The organism is Allobosea sp. GW823-FHT02B03 (genome assembly GCF_058797755.1).
The window spans coordinates 114,800-129,479 of sequence record NZ_JBXAJY010000002.1; the positions used below are offsets into that span (position 1 = coordinate 114,800).

The 14,680-nt window shown below is 68.0% G+C and carries 15 protein-coding genes; 9 read left to right on the forward strand and 6 right to left on the reverse strand.

The features are described from left to right. Positions 1-150: 150 nt before the first annotated feature. The gene (locus tag AC1REK_RS05350; RefSeq protein WP_316017029.1) at positions 151-507 is read left to right on the forward strand and encodes a SnoaL-like domain-containing protein; all 357 of its coding nucleotides are present in this window, start codon (positions 151-153) and stop codon (positions 505-507) included. Positions 508-711: 204 nt separating this feature from the next. On the opposite strand, the gene AC1REK_RS05355 is transcribed toward AC1REK_RS05350, so the two are convergent. From AC1REK_RS05355 to AC1REK_RS05365, 3 genes are all read right to left on the reverse strand, one after another. Next, positions 712-1,518, reverse strand: a complete 807-nt coding sequence (locus AC1REK_RS05355) for an FAD binding domain-containing protein (RefSeq protein WP_492270416.1) — start codon at positions 1,516-1,518, stop codon at positions 712-714. Positions 1,519-1,656: 138 nt separating this feature from the next. Then, the gene (locus tag AC1REK_RS05360; protein WP_492270415.1) at positions 1,657-4,020 is read right to left on the reverse strand and encodes a xanthine dehydrogenase family protein molybdopterin-binding subunit; all 2,364 of its coding nucleotides are present in this window, start codon (positions 4,018-4,020) and stop codon (positions 1,657-1,659) included. 108 nt (positions 4,021-4,128) lie between these two features. Next, a complete protein-coding gene (locus AC1REK_RS05365; RefSeq protein WP_316017032.1) occupies positions 4,129-4,629 on the reverse strand; it encodes a (2Fe-2S)-binding protein in 501 nt (166 codons plus the stop codon). A gap of 331 nt (positions 4,630-4,960) precedes the next feature. On the opposite strand from AC1REK_RS05365, the gene AC1REK_RS05370 reads away from it, so the two are divergent. Further along, positions 4,961-6,304: a methyl-accepting chemotaxis protein gene (locus tag AC1REK_RS05370; RefSeq protein ID WP_316017033.1), complete on the forward strand. Its 1,344-nt coding sequence runs from the start codon at positions 4,961-4,963 to the stop codon at positions 6,302-6,304. 103 nt (positions 6,305-6,407) lie between these two features. Here AC1REK_RS05370 and AC1REK_RS05375 read toward each other — a convergent pair whose 3' ends face one another. Beyond that, positions 6,408-6,857 carry an SRPBCC family protein gene (locus AC1REK_RS05375; protein WP_492270414.1) on the reverse strand — a complete coding sequence of 150 codons (450 nt, stop codon included), beginning with the start codon at positions 6,855-6,857 and terminating at the stop codon, positions 6,408-6,410. Positions 6,858-7,056: 199 nt separating this feature from the next. On the opposite strand from AC1REK_RS05375, the gene pcaB reads away from it, so the two are divergent. The 5 genes from pcaB to pcaC are packed head-to-tail and all read left to right on the forward strand — an operon-like array spanning position 7,057 to position 11,296. Beyond that, positions 7,057-8,430, forward strand: a complete 1,374-nt coding sequence (gene pcaB / locus AC1REK_RS05380; protein ID WP_492270413.1) for a 3-carboxy-cis,cis-muconate cycloisomerase — start codon at positions 7,057-7,059, stop codon at positions 8,428-8,430. Beyond that, positions 8,423-9,682: an aconitase X gene (locus AC1REK_RS05385; protein ID WP_492270412.1), complete on the forward strand. Its 1,260-nt coding sequence runs from the start codon at positions 8,423-8,425 to the stop codon at positions 9,680-9,682. The genes pcaB and AC1REK_RS05385 overlap by 8 nt, the downstream gene beginning before the upstream one ends. After that, a complete protein-coding gene (locus AC1REK_RS05390) occupies positions 9,673-10,104 on the forward strand; it encodes an aconitase X swivel domain-containing protein (protein WP_492270411.1) in 432 nt (143 codons plus the stop codon). The genes AC1REK_RS05385 and AC1REK_RS05390 overlap by 10 nt, the downstream gene beginning before the upstream one ends. A 13-nt stretch (positions 10,105-10,117) precedes the next feature. Further along, positions 10,118-10,897: a 3-oxoadipate enol-lactonase gene (pcaD, locus tag AC1REK_RS05395; RefSeq protein WP_492270410.1), complete on the forward strand. Its 780-nt coding sequence runs from the start codon at positions 10,118-10,120 to the stop codon at positions 10,895-10,897. A 3-nt stretch (positions 10,898-10,900) separates the two neighbouring features. Beyond that, entirely contained in the window at positions 10,901-11,296 is a 396-nt protein-coding gene (pcaC, locus tag AC1REK_RS05400) for a 4-carboxymuconolactone decarboxylase (protein ID WP_492270409.1), read from the forward strand. A 182-nt stretch (positions 11,297-11,478) separates the two neighbouring features. Here pcaC and AC1REK_RS05405 read toward each other — a convergent pair whose 3' ends face one another. Both AC1REK_RS05405 and AC1REK_RS05410 read right to left on the reverse strand, forming a co-directional pair. Continuing rightward, positions 11,479-11,994 (reverse strand): flavin reductase, encoded by a 516-nt coding sequence (locus AC1REK_RS05405; RefSeq protein ID WP_316017039.1) that lies wholly within the window; start codon positions 11,992-11,994, stop codon positions 11,479-11,481. Positions 11,995-12,139: 145 nt separating this feature from the next. Further along, on the reverse strand, positions 12,140-12,832 hold the full coding sequence (locus AC1REK_RS05410) for a GntR family transcriptional regulator (protein WP_492270408.1): 693 nt from the start codon (positions 12,830-12,832) through the stop codon (positions 12,140-12,142). A 293-nt stretch (positions 12,833-13,125) separates the two neighbouring features. Between AC1REK_RS05410 and AC1REK_RS05415 the strand changes: the two genes are divergently transcribed. Both AC1REK_RS05415 and AC1REK_RS05420 read left to right on the forward strand, forming a co-directional pair. Next, positions 13,126-13,449, forward strand: a complete 324-nt coding sequence (locus AC1REK_RS05415; protein ID WP_316017041.1) for a cupin domain-containing protein — start codon at positions 13,126-13,128, stop codon at positions 13,447-13,449. Then, on the forward strand, positions 13,446-14,678 hold the full coding sequence (locus AC1REK_RS05420; protein ID WP_492270407.1) for an NAD(P)/FAD-dependent oxidoreductase: 1,233 nt from the start codon (positions 13,446-13,448) through the stop codon (positions 14,676-14,678). Before AC1REK_RS05415 ends, AC1REK_RS05420 begins: the two co-directional genes overlap by 4 nt. Positions 14,679-14,680: the final 2 nt, after the last annotated feature.

A 14,680-nucleotide genomic window follows, 5' to 3' on the forward strand; every position in this document is an offset into this window, starting at 1 on the left:
GGAACATCCTTCGAGACGCAGCCCAACGGCTGCTCCTCAGGATGAGGCGTCAGGGTGTTTCGAAGCGGACTCTTGTCGCCTCGGTCGACGTCACTCTGCTGACAGCTTCTGGCCCGAAGCTCTGCAGGATCGCGGGCGGAGGACAGGACCATGACCAGCACAGCCGAACTCGCCACCGACTTCGTCGCCCTGCTCAAGGATGGCCGGCACGAGCAGGCCGCGAGCGCCTACAACGCCGACGACATCGTCAGCTACGAGAACATGCCGGGCCCGATGGAAGTCTGCCGCGGCAAGGACGCGGTCCGGCAGAAGGGCGAGTGGTGGATCGCCAGCCATGAACTGCACGAGTTCACCACCGAAGGCCCCTATCTCAACGGCGAGCAGTTCGCCGTGACCTTCTATTTCGACGTCACCGTCAAGGAGAGCGGCGAGCGCCGCAAGATGCACGAGGTCGGACTTTACACGGTGAAGAACGGCAAGATCGCCGAGGAGCGGTTCTTTTATTGAAAGGAAGCTGCCCGAAAGACGATCCGCGACCTGCCCCCTCTCCCCCTGCGGGAGAGGGTTGGGGTGAGGGGTCGCGCAACGCTGGCCACAGGTGCCGCGCAGCATTCCTCAGAGCCCTCAAGACCTGAGCGACCCCTCATCCGGCCCTTCGGGCCACCTTCTCCCGCAAGGGGAGAAGGGAGCGGAAGGGAGTGGTTGGCCCGCTCACGCCTTCCCGGTCGCCTGCGCCACCGCCTGCTTCGCCATCACGCCGATCAGATGGGCGCGGTATTCGGCGTCGGCATGCATGTCGGCATTGATGCCCTTGGCGGGATGCTTCAGCCCGTCGAGCGATTTCGCGGTGAAGCGCGCCTTCAGCGCCGCCTCCGCCTCCGGCCAGCGGAAGACGCCGCCCTCGCCCGCCCCGGTGACCGCGACCGCGATCTCGCTGCCGCGCTTGGCGACGAAGACGCCGACCAGTGCATAGCGCGAGGCCGGGTTGCGGAACTTGGCGTAGCCCGCCTTCGACGCCAGCGGGAACGAGACCTTGGTGATGATCTCGCCCTCCTCCAGCGCCGTCTCGTAGAGGCCGGTGAAGAACTCGGCGGCCGTCAGCTTGCGCTGGTTGGTGACGATCGTTGCGCCGAGCGCCAGCAGCGCCGCCGGATAATCGGCCGCTGGATCGTTGTTGGCGACCGAGCCGCCGATCGTGCCGCGATGGCGCACATGCGGATCGCCGATATGGCTTGCGAGATAGGCCAGCGCCGGGATCGCCTCCTGGACATCCGGCGAGGCAGCGACCTCGGCATGCGTCGTCATCGCGCCGATGACGATGTTGCGCCCCTTGCGGGCGATGCCCTTGAGATCGGCGCAGGAAGAAAGATCGACCAGCGCGGCCGGCGAGGCCAGGCGCTGCTTCATCGTCGGCAGCAGGGTGTGCCCGCCGGCGAGCAGCTTGGCGTCTTCCTTCTTGGCGAGCAGGCCGGCGGCCTGCCGGGCGCTGGTCGGGCGGTGATAGGTGAAAGCGTACATCGGACCTGATCCCTTCATCACATCCACGATGGTCATCCCGGCCGGAGCGAAGCGGAGAGCCGGGGTCCATGCCTGAACTGTTCAGGAATGGATCCCGGATCGGCGCCGTTTCGCGGCTTGTCCGGGATGACCGCGAGATTATTCAGCAGCCATCCTGGAAAGCGTCTTCTGCGCCGCGCGCCAGACCGCCTGCGGCGTCGCCGGCATGGCGATCTCCTCATGGCCGAGCGCGTCGGTGATGGCGTTGATCACGGCGGGGGGCGATGCGATCGCGCCCGCCTCGCCGCAGCCCTTGATCCCCAGCGGGTTGGACGGGCATGGCGTCACCGTCATGCCGACCTGGAAGGACGGCAAATCGTCCGCCCGCGGCATGCAGTAATCCATGAAGCTCGCAGTCACGAGCTGGCCGTCGGCATTGTAGCGGGCGCCTTCGAGCAGCGCCTGGCCGACGCCCTGGGCGATGCCGCCATGGACCTGGCCCTCGACGATCATCGGGTTGATGACGTTGCCGAAATCGTCGACCGCGGCCCAGCGCTCGATCCGGGTCACCCCGGTGTCGGGATCGATCTCGAGCTCGCAGATGTGGACGCCGGCCGGGAAGGTGAAATTGGTCGGGTCGTAGAACGCCCCTTCCTTCAGCCCCGGTTCGAGATCCTGGCCATTGAACTTGTGCGCGACATAGGCCTGCAGCGCACAAGAACCGAAATCGAGCTTCCGGTCGGTGCCCTTGACCAGGAAATTGCCGTCCTTGAAGTCGATATCGGCCTCGTCGGCCTCCAGCACATAGGCGGCGACCTTCTTGCCCTTGGCGATCACCTTGTCGAGCGCCTTGGCGATCGCCGACATGCCGACCGCGCCGGAGCGCGAGCCATAGGTGCCCATCCCCATCTGCACCTTGTCGGTGTCGCCGTGGACGATGGAGACGTTCTCCAGCGGCACGCCGAGCCGGTCCGAGACGAGCTGGGCGAAGGTCGTCTCATGGCCCTGGCCATGGCTGTGCGAGCCGGTCAGCACCTCGATCGTGCCGATCGGATTGACCCTGACCTCCGCCGATTCCCACAAGCCGACGCCGGCGCCGAGCGAGCCGACCGCCGCCGAAGGCGCGATGCCGCAGGCCTCGATATAGGAGGAGAAGCCGATGCCGCGCAGCTTGCCGTTGCGGCCGGAATCGCGCTTGCGCTTGGCGAAGCCCTTGTAGTCGATGATCTCCAGCGCCTTTTTCATCGAGGCGCCGTAATTGCCGGTGTCGTACATCATGATCACCGGCGTCTGATGCGGGAACTTCTTGATGTAGTTCTGCATCCGGAACTTGGCCGGGTCCTTGTCGAGCTGGCGCGCCGTGACCTCGATCAGGCGCTCGACCACGAAGGTAGCCTCCGGCCGCCCGGCGCCGCGATAGGCGTCGACCGGGGCGGTGTTGGTGTAGACCGCGTCGACCTCGCAATAGATCGCCGGGATGTCGTACTGGCCCGACAGCAGCGGCGCGTAGAGATAGGTCGGCACCGAAGAGGAGAAGGTCGAGAGATAGGCGCCGAGATTGGCGGTCGTCTTGACCCGCATGCCGAGGATCTTGCCCTCGGCGTCGGTCGCGAGCTCGGCATGGGTGACATGGTCGCGGCCATGCGCGTCGGAGAGGAAGGCCTCGGTGCGGTCCGAGGTCCATTTCACCGGACGGCCGACCTTCTTCGCCGCCCAGACGCAGACCGTCTCCTCGGCATAGATGAAGATCTTCGAACCGAAGCCGCCGCCGACATCGGGTGCGATCACCCTGAGCTTGTTCTCCGGCGCGATGCCGATGAAAGCCGAGAGCACGAGCCGCGCGACATGCGGGTTCTGGCTGGTGGTGTAGAGGGTGAAAGCGCCCTCGCCCTGGTCGTAATCGCCGACAGCCGCGCGCGGCTCCATCGCGTTCGGGACCAGCCGGTTGTTGACGAGATCGAGCTTCGTCACATGCTTGGCAGCCTTGAAGGCCTTCTCGGTCGCGTCCTTGTCGCCGAGATGCCAGTTGAACACCGTATTGCCCGGCGCCTCGGCATGAACTTGCGTCTTCGCCTGCGCCGCCGTCGCGGTCTCGACCACCGCCGGCAGCACGCCATAGTCGACCGCGATCGCCTCGGCCGCGTCGCGCGCCTGCGCCAGCGTCTCGGCGACGACGACAGCGACATGGTCGCCGACATAGCGGACCTTGCCCTGCGCCAATGCCGGATGCGGGCCGGCCTTCATCGGCGAGCCGTCCTTGTTGTGGATCATCCAGCCGCAGATCAGGCCGCCGATCTTGTCGGCGGCGAGGTCGTCGCCGGTGAAGATGCCGAGCACGCCGGGCATCGCCGCGGCGGCTTTCGTGTCGATCTTCTTCAGCGTCGCATGCGCGTGCGGCGAGCGCAGGAAATAGGCATGGGCCTGGCCCGGCCGGTTGATGTCGTCGGTATAGCGGCCCTGGCCGGTGATGAAGCGGTGGTCTTCCTTGCGGCGGACGGGAGCGCCGATTCCGGTGGCGGACATGGATTCCTCCTGGCGTGGCGCCTCTTGGCGGGCGCTCCAAGCATGTTTCGGGGATCGCATCGGAAGAAGGCCGCGCCGGTCCTGCCGGTCCCGGCCTTCCGGAAACCGTTACTCGGCAGCCTGGCGAACCGGCGCGGTGCCCTTGCCCATCGCCTCGGCGCCGGCAGCGACCGCCTTGACGATATTGTGATAGCCCGTGCAGCGGCAGATATTGCCGTCGAGATCCTCGCGGATCGTCTTCTCGTCGAGCGCGTGGCCGCGGCGGTTCACCATGTCGACCGCCGACATGATCATGCCCGGCGTGCAGAAGCCGCACTGGAGGCCGTGATGCTCGCGGAATGCCTCCTGCATCGGGTGCAGCGCGCCGCCGCTGGCGAGCCCTTCGATGGTGGTGACCGACGCGCCTTCGCAGGCGAGCGCGAGCGTGGTGCAGGATTTCACCGCCTTGCCGTCGAGATGCACGACGCAGGCGCCGCACTGGCTGGTGTCGCAGCCGACATGCGTGCCGGTCAGCCGAAGATGTTCTCGCAGGAACTGCACCAGGAGGGTGCGCGGGTCGACATTCGCGGTGACGGCCTTGCCGTTCACCGTCATGGTCACGTTGGCCATGGGGCACTCCCTCCAGAAGCCTGTTTTCGCAGCCTGGCGGAAGACAACTCGACCGCCGGCCCATTCGCGTTTCCGGCGCGCCTGCGCCGAAGACGATTTTTCCTTGGAACAACTTCAAATTGAATGTGGACCCGGGATTTTCCGCGGTCAAGCGGGAGACGGGCCGCCGGGAGCCCCGTTTTTGCGACGTTTTCACGCTGTTTGCGGCTTGCCGCGGAAATCCTCTCGCAAACTCGGTTAGAGCGGCTGTTTTTGGAGTTTCTTAACCTCGCCTGCGCAGGATCGGCTGTCGAACGACGACCTGAGATCGTCGCCATCACGGATCGTGCCATTGGCTACGCTTCTCGATCACGTCCAGCGCCGGCTCGGCGCGATCGGCTACGATGAGGCGCAGAGAAAGCGCCTGCGCCGCTATCGCGATATCGTCGAGCGCGTCATCGGCAAGGTCGTCGAGGAGGATTTCGACCGCGCCTTCTCGATCCATCCGCGCCTGCGCGAAGGCGTGGAGCCGCTCTCTGCGGAACTCTACCTCGCCGAGGCCGATCATTTCCGCCTGACCTTCGACGGCGATTTCGACCAGCGCTATTGCGACTCGCTCGAGCGGCTGACCGTGCTGGAGCGCCGTGCCGGCGTCGGCGCCCGTGCCCGCGCCTCGATCGCCTTCACCCTGTTCCGGATCTTCCTGGAGGAGAGCCGGACGCGGCTCGTCTTCTCGCGGCGCGACATCCCGCGCGACCTCTTCATCATCGAGCGAGTGCTGACCTACGACGTCAACACCGCCATGTCGCTCGACCGCGAATTCGAGGCGGCCGAGGCGCAGCGCCGCGGCGTGACGCTCGACGAGGTCGCGGCCACGCTGACCTCGCGGATCGGCAAGCTCGACACCAGGATCAGCGGCGCCGTCGAACAGTTCATGGCGACCGCCAGCGAGACCGCCGAGGCCAGCAGCTTCATCAAGAGCCAGGTCGGCTCGGTCGCCCGGACCTCGATGCTGGTCCGCGAAAAGGCGATGCAGACCGCAGCAGCCTCCGAGGAGATGGCGGTCAACATCGCCGAGATCGGCCAGCGGGCGCGCCAGAGCCTCGAGATCGCCAACCGCGCCGTGGCGGATGCCAGCGCGATGAACGAGGCGATCGCCAAGCTGCGCGAGGTCACCGGCAATATCGGCACCGTCGTCGGCATGATCGCCGACATCGCCGCGCAGACCAATCTCCTGGCGCTCAACGCCACGATCGAGGCCGCCCGCGCCGGCGAGTCGGGCCGCGGCTTCGCCGTCGTCGCCGCCGAGGTGAAGACGCTGGCGACCCAGACCGCGAACGCGACGCAGGACATCTCCAGCCAGATCGCAGAGCTCACCGCCAGTGCCGCGGCCTGCAGCGAGCGAGCCGCCTCGATCGGCATGACGATCGGCGAGATCAAGGCCGATTCCGAGGCGATCTCGGAAGCCGTCGCCCAGCAGAGCTACGTCACCACCGGCATTTCGCGCGATGCCGCCGATGTCGCCAGCAGCTCCGACGAGGCGATCGGCAGCGCCAACCGCGTCAATGACAGCCTGGAGACCACCGAGAAGGCGCTCGGCCGCGCCAATGCGGCCGCCGCCGACATCGCCCAGCAGGTCGGCGCCGCCGAGGCGACGGTCAGCGAGGCGCTCGCCGCCCTGCGCAAGGCTTCGTGACTCCGCCCGTCATTGCGAGCGCAGCGAAGCAATCCAGGCTCGCAGGCCTCTGCCGCAACTGGATTGCTTCGTCGGCTGAAGCCTCCTCGCAATGACGAAGGGGTCAGCCTTCGCTGACCGCCTTGGCGAAATTGGCGAAGAACTCGTCGGCCAGCTTCTTCGAGACCGAGTCGATCAGGCGCGAGCCGAGCTGCATCAGCTTGCCGCCGACCTGCGCCTCGACCTCGTAGCGCAGCAGCGTCTGGCCGCCCTCGGCATCTTCGAGCATGACCCTGGCGCCGCCCTTGGCGAAGCCGGCGATGCCGCCCTCGCCTTCGCCGACGATGCGATAGCCGTTCGGCGGGTCGAGATCCTGCAACTCGACCTTGCCCTTGAAGGTCGCTTTCACGGGGCCGAGCTTGACCTTGACCACCGCGGAGAAATGCGTGTCGTCCTTGGTGAGCTGCTCGCAGCCGGGAATGGCAGCCTTCAGCACCTCGGGATCGTTCAGCTTGGCCCAGACGACCGCCTTGGCGGCCGGCAGCAGCGCCTCTCCGTTCATGGTCATCGCCATGGCGTCACTCCCATCCTCATGGCCCGTCCGACGCCGCAGCAGGTTGCGGCCGCCCTCGCCTCGGGTCTATCCAGAAACCAACGCCTCATCCTTGAACGGAACGCCGGCATTCGCCAAGGCCGGAGGCGACAGAGGGAGGCCAGGTTGCACGCCGTCGAGCACGCCCCGAACCACAGGCTGCCAACCCTCGCGGGCCGGCATGGCTGACCCCGCCGGCCTTTACGGCGAGCTCTTCGCCGACCAGGAATTCGCTGCCCTCTTCGACGACCGGGCTAGTCTGCAGGGCATGCTCGATTTCGAGGCGGCGCTCGCCAGGGCGCAGGCGCAGGTCGGCGTCATCCCCGCCACGGCCGCCGACGCCATCGCGAACGCCTGCGAGGCCGGGCTCTACGATATCGCCGCCATCGGGAAGGCCGCGACGCTCGCCGGCAATCCGGCGATCCCGCTGGTCAAGGCGCTGACCGCCCGCGTCGCCGCGGCCGATCCGGACGCGGCGAAATGGGTGCATTACGGCGCCACCAGCCAGGACGTGATCGATTCCGGTCATGCCCAGCAATATCTCTCGGCGCAGGAGCTGATCCTCGCCCGCTCGGCCCGTCTCGCCCACGCGCTGGCCGGCCTGGTCCGCGAGCACCGCCGCACACCGATGATCGGCCGCACCTTCCTGCAGCATGCGGTGCCGATCGCCTTCGGGCTCAAGGCCGCCAACTGGCTCGGGCCCATCGTCTCCTTCCACGACGACTTCATGATCTGGGGACAGTCCGCGCATCAGCTCGGCGGCGCCGCCGGCAGCCTCGCCTCGCTCGGCGACAAGGCCGATGCGGTGTCGGAAGCTTTTGCCCGCATCATGCCCTCGATCGGCGCCGTCCGCGTGCCCTGGCACAGCGAGCGCCGGCGTCCCGCCCGGATCGCGACCGAACTCGGCCTGCTGCTCGGCCATCTCGGCAAGATGGCCGGGGATATCGCGCTGATGGCACAGACCGAGATCGGCGAGCTCGCCGAGCCCGAAGCGCCCGGCAAGGGCGGCTCCTCGGCGATGCCGCACAAGCGCAACCCGGTGCTGTGCACGCTGATCCTCGCCGCCGCGAAGCGCGCGCCCGGCCTGGTCTCGACCATGCTCGTCGCGATGCCGCAGGAGCATGAGCGGGCCATGGGCGGCTGGCACGCGGAATGGCTGACATTGCGCGAGCTCTTCCTGATCGCCGGCGCTGCCCTGAACCAGGCCGTGACGCTGATCGAGGGGCTCCAGGTCTTTCCGGAGCAGATGCAGTACAATCTCGATCTCACCAACGGGCTCGTCATGGCCGAACGCGTCTCGCTCGCGCTCGCGCAGACCATCGGCCGTGGCGAAGCCCATCATCTGCTCGAGGAGGCAAGCCGCGACTGCATCGCCAGCGGACGCCATCTCAGGGACGTCCTCGCCGATCACCCGGCACTCGCCGGCAAGCTTTCGCCTGAAGAGCTGGATGACCTGTTCGATCCCACGACCTATCGCGGCGCCACCGACGCCATCATCGACCGCATCCTCGTGCTCTATGAGGAGGAGCGCGAGTACATGAGCGGCAATGCCTGAGCTCTCCGCCGAGGAACGGGCGATCGCAGGCGGCGCGCAGGGCGACGGCGCTGGCATGGCGATGCGCATCGTCGCGGAAGCCGCACGCCTGATGGGCGCGCCCGGGCTGATCCCGGTCGCCTCGGCCCATATCGATGGCGCGCTCTACCATGGCGATTCCGGCACGCTCTTCGCCGAAAAGCTGGTCGCGGGCGGCGCCCGCGTCGCGGTGCGCGCGACCCTCAATGTCGGCGCGCTGACCCCGCATGGCTGCATCGCGACCCGCCTGCCGCCGGACCAGCACGCCATGGCGGCGCGGATGATGCGCGCCTATGAGGCGATGGGCTGCGAGCCGAGCTGGACCTGCGCGCCCTATCAGGCCGGTCACCGGCCGAGACTGGGCACGGATGTCGCCTGGGGCGAATCCAATGCCGTCGTCTTCTGCAACTCGGTGCTCGGTGCCCGCACCAACCGCTATGGCGACTTCCTCGACATCGCCTGCGCCATTGCCGGACGCGCGCCCGATTACGGCCTGCACCGAGAGGAGAACCGGCGCGCGACGCTGGTCATCGATGTCTCCGGCCTGTCGCAGGCGCTGCGCGGCGCGGAGGTGTTCTATCCCGTGCTCGGCGCCCTGCTCGGCCGCGAGGCCGGCAGCGCGATCGTGGTGGTCGACGGGCTGCAGGGCCTCGCCGACGAGGACAAGCTCAAGGCGCTCGGCGCCGCGGCGGCCTCGGCCGGCGGCGTCGGCCTCTTCCATGTCGCCGGGGTGACGCCGGAAGCGCCGGACCTTGCGACCGCGCTCGGCGGGCTTGCCCCGCAACGCTCACTGCCCGTCACGCCGGAGCGCGTCGCCGCCGAGTTGGCGCGGCTTTCCACCTCCGGCACCACGGACCAGGTCGACGCGGTCGCGATCGGCTCGCCGCATCTTTCGCTCGCCGAGATCGACGCGCTCGAACGGCGCCTTGCCGGGCGGAAGCTCGCACGACCGCTCTATGCCAATACCGGCCGCCATGTCCTGAAGCCGCTGGAGCAGCAGGGCCGGCGCCGTGCCCTCGAACAGGCAGGGGTCGTCTTCGTCGTCGACACCTGCGTGGTGGTGACGCCGATCCTGCCGGAGCTGAAAGGCGGGGTGCTGATGACCAATTCCGGCAAGTTCGCCCATTATGCGCCGGGCAATACCGGCTATGCCGTGACCTATGGCTCGCTCGCGGAATGCGTCGAGAGCGCGGTCGCCGGCAGGCTGGTCAGGGAGCCCAGAACATGGGCGTGACGGGCATGGACGTGAGGGCAGAGATCCTGCTGCCGGGCGAAACGGTCACCGCACCCTGCCTTGCCCTGACCGCCCCGATAAGCTTCTGGGGCGGCGTCGACCCGCGCAGCGGCGAGATCATCGACGCCCGCCATCCGCAGCGCGGCCGGAGTGTCGCCGGCATGGTGCTGGCGTTGCCCGGCACGATCGGCTCCTCCTCAGCCTCGGCGGTGCTGCTCGAACTCGTCCATGCCGGCAAGGCGCCCGCCGCGATCCTGATCGCCGAGCCGGACGCGATCCTGCTGCTCGGCCTCGTCGTCGCCCGCGAGATGGGCTGGGCGACGCCCCCTGCCCTGAAGCTTCCCGCCGCACTCCAGGCCGGCCTCGCCGGAAAGCGGCTTTCGATTGCCACGGATGGTGCGATCAGCACTGCAACAGCCTAGGAGAGCGACGCCGATGCCGATGCTGAAGGTCAGGGGCGAGGACTTCCATATCCGGATCGATGGCGACGAGGGCGCGCCCGTGCTGCTGCTCTCCAATTCGCTCGGCACCAATCTTTCGATGTGGGACCCGCAGATCCCGGAATGGTCGAAGCAATTCCGCATCGTTCGCTATGACAGCCGCGGCCACGGCCTCTCGCCGGCGCCGGACAAGCCCTATTCCATCGCCATGCTCGCCGATGACGCGCTCGCCATTCTCGATACGCTCGGCATCGACAAGGCGCATTGGTGCGGCCTCTCCAAGGGCGGCATGGTCGGCCAGTGGCTGGCGACGCATCATGGCGAACGGCTCGGGCGCGTCGTGCTCGCCAACACCGCCGCCCGGATGGGCCCGCCCGAACTCTGGGACGGCCGCATCGACACCGTCCGCAAGCACGGCATGAGCGTGCTGGTGCAGCCGACGCTCGAACGCTGGTTCACGCCTGAGTTCCGCGACAGCGCCAAGGAGACCGTCGCCAAGGTCAGCGAAATGCTCGCGACCACGCCGCCGCTCGGCTACGCCAATTGCTGCGGCGCGATCCGCGACATGGATCAGCGCGAGACGATCCGCGCTGTGCGCAATCCCGTTCTGGTCGTCATCGGCGCGCGCGATCCGGCGACTCCCCCGGCGACCGGTTACGAAATCGCCGACGCCATCCCCGGCGCGCAGCGCATCGAGTTCGCCGCCGCCCATCTCTCCAATCTCGAACAGCCCGAAGCCTTCGGCCGGGCCGTCACCGACTTCCTGAAAGGCTGAACCATGGACGAGAAGACCCGCTACGAGAACGGCCTGAAGACCCGCCGCGCCGTGCTCGGCGACGCCCATGTCGACCGCGCCACGGCCGGGATCACCGATTTTACCCGGGATTTCCAGGAGTTCATCACCCGCACCGCCTGGAACGACATTTGGAACCGCCCCGGCCTCACCCGCCGCGAGCGTTCGCTGATCGTGCTCTCGATCACTGTCGCGCTCGGCGCCTGGGGCGAGTTCCGCCTGCATGTCCGCGCCGCCTTCAACAACGGGCTGACGCAGGAGGACATCAAGGAGCTGCTGATCCAGGCGGCCGTCTATGCCGGCGTGCCCGCTGCCAACCACGCCTTCAAGGAGGCCGCGAGCGTCATCGCCGAAATCGAGGCCGAGAAGGCGAAGGGCTAAGGCGAAGGGCTGAGGCCAAGGACATCTGACACGAAAATCGTGCCTCATCCTGAGGAGCTGCGCAGCAGCGTCTCGAAGGATGCTCCAGTTGGTTCCCGAGCCTCCTGGAGCATCCTTCGAGACGCCATTCCCTTCGGAATGGCTCCTCAGGATGAGGGCTCAGGGAATTGGCGACCAGACCTTCAGAAGCCGCCGAAGCGGCGCTTGCGGTAGACCAGCCCCTCGCCGGCACCGCCGCCGCCGAGCGCCACGACCTCGCCGATCAGGACCTTGTGGGTCGCGACCGGATGGGCCGCGACCAGCCGGCAATCGAAGGAGACGAGCGCGCTCTTCAGCACCGGAGCGCCCGTCGCCAGCGTGATCCATTCGCCCCTGGCGAAGCGTGCCTCGCCGGAGATGCCGGCGCGGCCGGAGAACACCCCGGCCAGCTCGTAATCCAGCGCCGACAGCGTGTTGACGCAGAAGAAGCCGCTCGCCTCGATCGCGGCGAGCGTGCGGCTGCCGGCCTCGATGCAGGCGAGCAGGGTCGGTGGCGCGTCGGACACCGAGGCAATCGCGGTCGCCGTCATCCCGGCCCGCCCGGAGGGACCACTGGTGGTGACGAGATGGGCAGCGCTCGCGACCTCGGCCATCGCATCGCGAAAGGCGGCCGCCTCGGGCACGGCGGCGGACATCGCCGCCTCAAGGGTTTTGGTCATCGGCCCGTATCTGGCGAAGAAGCGTTCATGCCGCTCATTTACGGACTTTGCCGCGCCATGGCCAGATCGCTCCCGGCAAAGTGCGAGGCAGCGGAAGCAAGGATAGATATATCACGTCTTCGCCGCGCTCTTGCGCGACGCCGGCTTACTCCCGCCCAAGCGTCGCGAGCAGCCGGGCGCGCAGATGGCGCATCAGCGCGTCGCAGGCCTCGAGCGCCGCCTCCGACTGGCCGGAGGCCAGCGCCTGCGCCAAGGCGACATGGTAGCCGGCGGCCGGCACGAGATCGTCCTGCCGCTCGAAGAAGTACCAGGCGCGACGGATCAATGCCTGCAGCGGCTCGGCCGCCCGCACCGCATAGGGGCTGCGCGCCGCCGCGGCGATCAGCGCATCGAATTCCTTGTCGAGCCGCATATAGGCGTCGACGTCGCCATCCCCGGCCGCCTGGCGCATCGCCCGTGCCTTGCCGAGGATCGCAATACGCTCGCCGGGCCCGGCCCGGCGCGCCGCTTCGGAAGCGAGCAGGCGCTCCAAGACCTCGCGTGCATCGAGCGCCGCCATCACATCGATGGCGTTGATGTCGGTGATCGCGATGCCCTTGCGCGGCAGGATCTCGACCAGCCCCTGCTGCGCCAGCCTGATCAACGCCTCCCGAACCGGCGTACGCCCGAGAGCGACGAGCCCGGTCATCTGCGCCTCGTTCAGGATCGCGCCGGGGCGCAGCGACAGCGTCACGATCGCCTCCTCCAGCCGGCGATAGGCGAGATCGGCAAGGCTCGCCGGAGCCGAGCGCTCCGCCGCCTCCCCGCCATCCATCTCGACAACACCGGACCGGTTCACATCGACGCTCCTGCTCGCGGGAAACCAAGGTTTGACGCTGCTCGCCTCATTGATATATCAAATCCTCGAAATCCTGTCGAAAAGGGCAGCCGGCCGCTGTCTGCTGCCGAAAGCCGCCCGCGCGCAAGGCAGGTCGCGAGCAAGATCGACGGCGCCCGGCGCATTGCCGGCTCCCGCCTCGCGATCTCGACGCCTCCTTGCCGCTGGGCCAACTTCTGGCGGTCGAACCGCGAGCGCAGCCGGCCGGCACGCATGCGAGGGCGACACGGCCCGGTTGTCGAACTGGAGAAGACATGGCTTTCACCTGCACCATCCCCGCCGTCGCCACGCTGCAGCAGGATGACGAAGCGATCCGGATCACGCGCTGGGATTTCGAACCCGGCGCCGTCACCGGCTGGCACAGCCATGGCTGGCCCTATTTCGTCGTCATGCTCGTCGACGGCACGTTGCGTATCCATGACGGCGAGAAGGCGACCGACGTGCCTCTGGTCCAGGGCCAGGCCTATATGCGCCAAGCCGGCATCCAGCACGACGTCATGAACGGCTCGCCCCACCCGATCGCCTTCATCGAGATCGAGGTCAAGCAGCCTGCCGCTCTCAAGCAGCTCGCCGCATGAAGGTCGGGATCGTCGGAGCCGGCATCGTCGGCGTCGCCACCGCCCATGCCCTGCTGGACGAGGGCCATGAGGTCCTGATTCTCGACAGGGAGGGGCCGGCGTTCGGCCCCTCGCGCGGCAATGCCGGCATCATCGCCCATACCGACATCCTGCCGATCGCCAGTCCCGGCATGCTGCGCAAGGTGCCGGGCTTCCTGCTCGATCCGCTCGGGCCGCTGGCGATCCGCCTCGGCTATCTCCCGCAAATGCTGCCCTGGCTGGCGCGCTTCCTCCTGGCGGCGCGCCCGGCCGCCTATGAGCGCTCGATCACCGGGCTCGTCGCCCTGCAGCAGCTCGCGCTGCCGGCCTGGCTGACGCGCGCCGATAAGGCCGGGATCGCCGGGTTCATCCACCGCCGCGGCGCGCTCTACGCCTATCGCAACGCGCGTGACACGGCCGATATGGAAGCCCTCGCCCGGCGCCAGCGCGCCGCCGGCATCGCCGTCGACATGCTGCCGCCCCAGGAGCTGCGCCAGATGGAGCCGGCCCTGAAGGATCGCTTCGCCGGCGCCGCCTTCCATCCCGACGCCGCCCATATCAGCGACCCGCTCGCCCTCACCATGGCGCTCTTCGACACGGCCCTGGCCCGCGGCGCGACCTTCGAGAAGGCCGAGGTCAGCAACATCTCGCTGGGCGAGCGCCCTGCTTTGGTCGGCCCCGAAGGCTGGCAGCGCGTCGTCGACCGCGTCGTCATCGCCGCCGGCGCCTGGTCGAAGCCGCTGGCCGCGGCGATGGGCGACAACGTCCCGCTCGAGACCGAGCGCGGCTACAATGTCAGCTTTCCCGGCGTCACCGGGCTGACCAGCCGGCCGATCGGCTTCAAGGATGACGGCTTCGTCATGACGCCGCTCGAAAGCGGCCTGCGCATCGGCGGCGCGGTCGAGCTCGGCGGCCTTCAGGCGCCGCCCAACCATGCCCGCACCAGAGCGCTCTACGACAAGGCTACGACGCTGGTCGACGGCCTGCCCGCCTTCGACAGCGGCCGGCTCTGGATGGGCTTCCGCCCGTCTTTACCGGATTCGCTGCCGGTCATCGGCCGGGCGAGCCGGAACCGCAACGTGCTCTACGCCTTCGGCCACGGCCATTACGGCATGACACAGTCGACCGCGACGGCAGGCCTGATCGCCGATCTGGTAGCCGACCGGGAGCCGGCGATCGATCTCGGCCATTTCAGCCCACAGCGTTTCTGAAC

What these genes read in the sequence shown, in the direction of transcription:
- AC1REK_RS05350 (WP_316017029.1), top strand. Translation starts at nt 151, where the DNA reads ATGACCAGCACAGCCGAACTCGCCACCGACTTCGTCGCCCTGCTCAAG.
- AC1REK_RS05355 (WP_492270416.1), bottom strand. Translation starts at nt 1,518, where the DNA reads ATGTACGCTTTCACCTATCACCGCCCGACCAGCGCCCGGCAGGCCGCC.
- AC1REK_RS05360 (WP_492270415.1), bottom strand. Translation starts at nt 4,020, where the DNA reads ATGTCCGCCACCGGAATCGGCGCTCCCGTCCGCCGCAAGGAAGACCAC.
- AC1REK_RS05365 (WP_316017032.1), bottom strand. Translation starts at nt 4,629, where the DNA reads ATGGCCAACGTGACCATGACGGTGAACGGCAAGGCCGTCACCGCGAAT.
- AC1REK_RS05375 (WP_492270414.1), bottom strand. Translation starts at nt 6,857, where the DNA reads ATGGCGATGACCATGAACGGAGAGGCGCTGCTGCCGGCCGCCAAGGCG.
- pcaB (WP_492270413.1), top strand. Translation starts at nt 7,057, where the DNA reads ATGGCTGACCCCGCCGGCCTTTACGGCGAGCTCTTCGCCGACCAGGAA.
- AC1REK_RS05385 (WP_492270412.1), top strand. Translation starts at nt 8,423, where the DNA reads ATGCCTGAGCTCTCCGCCGAGGAACGGGCGATCGCAGGCGGCGCGCAG.
- AC1REK_RS05390 (WP_492270411.1), top strand. Translation starts at nt 9,673, where the DNA reads ATGGGCGTGACGGGCATGGACGTGAGGGCAGAGATCCTGCTGCCGGGC.
- pcaD (WP_492270410.1), top strand. Translation starts at nt 10,118, where the DNA reads ATGCCGATGCTGAAGGTCAGGGGCGAGGACTTCCATATCCGGATCGAT.
- pcaC (WP_492270409.1), top strand. Translation starts at nt 10,901, where the DNA reads ATGGACGAGAAGACCCGCTACGAGAACGGCCTGAAGACCCGCCGCGCC.
- AC1REK_RS05405 (WP_316017039.1), bottom strand. Translation starts at nt 11,994, where the DNA reads ATGACCAAAACCCTTGAGGCGGCGATGTCCGCCGCCGTGCCCGAGGCG.
- AC1REK_RS05415 (WP_316017041.1), top strand. Translation starts at nt 13,126, where the DNA reads ATGGCTTTCACCTGCACCATCCCCGCCGTCGCCACGCTGCAGCAGGAT.
- AC1REK_RS05420 (WP_492270407.1), top strand. Translation starts at nt 13,446, where the DNA reads ATGAAGGTCGGGATCGTCGGAGCCGGCATCGTCGGCGTCGCCACCGCC.